The organism is Streptomyces sp. LS1784, from assembly GCF_020103755.1.
In the GTDB taxonomy this organism is placed as follows: Bacteria; Actinomycetota; Actinomycetes; order Streptomycetales; family Streptomycetaceae; genus Kitasatospora.
This window is the reverse complement of sequence record NZ_JAHSQD010001018.1, coordinates 1-1,573: the sequence shown is the minus strand read 5'-3', so window position 1 is coordinate 1,573 and position 1,573 is coordinate 1. Positions and strand designations below refer to the sequence as shown.

At 76.4% G+C, this 1,573-nt stretch carries 2 protein-coding genes and 1 pseudogene; all 3 read right to left on the bottom strand.

Annotated elements, in window-relative coordinates; all coding sequences use genetic code 11:
- Window positions 1-295: pseudogene (locus KS423_RS45245) on the bottom strand (hypothetical protein); the annotation flags it as partial.
- Window positions 296-300: 5 nt separating this feature from the next.
- The gene (locus tag KS423_RS45240; RefSeq protein WP_224285481.1) at window positions 301-447 is read right to left on the bottom strand and encodes a hypothetical protein; all 147 of its coding nucleotides are present in this window, start codon (window positions 445-447) and stop codon (window positions 301-303) included.
- The coding region (locus KS423_RS45235) for a TadA family conjugal transfer-associated ATPase (RefSeq protein WP_224285480.1) at window positions 444-1,573 on the bottom strand (1,130 nt) is incomplete at its 5' end. The genes KS423_RS45240 and KS423_RS45235, both read right to left, overlap by 4 nt.

Genomic DNA, 1,573 nt, shown 5'->3' with positions numbered 1-1,573 from the left:
GCAGCGGCAGGACGGCGAGGGCCGCCGCGAGCACCGGCACCGGCGACTCCGCGGCCTTCCCGGCAGCCAATCCCATTGGCAGGAGCAGCAGTTCGGGCACCAGGAACTCCGGAAGCCGGCCCCGGGCCGGCGCCGCGACCTCCGGGCCCGGCACCCGCACCGGAGGCCCGCTACCCGCCAGCACCAGCCTGGAGCGCCGCCCGCCCGGCAACTGCTCCTGCACCGCGCGCCACGCGGCGACGGCCACCAGGCACAGCACCGCCGTCCAGCAGAGCGCGAGTTGACTCTGCGTCATGCCGTTCACCTCCGTTGTCGTCGGTCTTTCCGGACCGCGCCGCCGAGCAGCACGACGGCGCCCACGGCACACCCGCTCAGCAGCAGGGCGAAGACGAGTTCCACGACCTGCACGTCCGCACCCGCCGGCCCGGCCGCCGTCACCGCGATCACGACCGCCCCGATCCGAGCGACACCCCGCGTGCCGCCAGCAGTCCGACCAGCCGCTCCCATCCCGTGCCGGGGCGCAAGCCGCCGGATGTCGGGAAGGCCACCGCAGGTGTGGTCACGGCCGACCCGTCGCCGGCCGCGGTCAGCGTGTGGATCTCCGCCACCCTGCGCCGCCCCGAGGCCGGATCGCGGACCAGGTGCACCACCACGTCGAGCGCGGCCCTCAGTTGGCTGTGGAGCGCCGGCCGGTCGAGACCGGCGAGCGAGCCCAGTGCCTCCAGCCGCACCGGCACGTCCGCCGCCGTGTTGGCGTGGACCGTGCCGCAGCCGCCCTCGTGCCCGGTGTTCAGCGCGGCCAGCAGGTCCGACACCTCGGCCCCACGGACCTCGCCGATCACCAGCCGGTCCGGGCGCATCCGCAGCGCCTGGCGGACGAGGTCCCGCAGGGTGAGCTCGCCCAGCCCCTCCTGGTTGGGCGGCCGGCTCTGCAACCGGACCACGTGCGGGTGGTCCGGTTGCAGCTCGGCGGAGTCCTCGGCGACCACGATCCGCTCGTCCGGCCCGACCAGGCCGAGCAGGGCGGACAGGAGCGTGGTCTTCCCCGAGCCCGTCCCGCCGGACACGAGCAGCGACAGCCGGGCCCGCACGATGCCCGCGAGCAGTTCCGCACCCTCCGGTGGCAGCGACCCGCCCGCCACCAACTCGTCGAGCGTGAACGGCCGGGGACGGCAGACCCGCAGCGAGATGTGCGTGCAGCCGGCCGCGATCGGCGGAAGCACGGCGTGCAGCCGGGTGCCGTCCGGCAGCCGGGCGTCCACCCACGGGCGGGCGTCGTCCAACCGCCGGCCTGCCGCGGTGGCCAGCCGGTGGGCCAGCCGCCGCACCGCCTCGGCGTCGGCGAAGCGGATTCCGGTGGCTCGCTGCAGGCCGCCGCCACGGTCGACCCACACCTCGTCCGGACCGTTCACCAGGACGTCCGTGACGTCGGGCGCCGCCAGCAACCGGTCCAGCGGGCCCGCACCCACCAGTTCGGCGCGCAGCGAGCGCACGGTGTCCAGGACCTCGTCCCCGCCGAGCGGCGGGCGGGTGGCCCGCAGCGCGGCCGCGACCGAGCCGGCCGTCGGGGCTG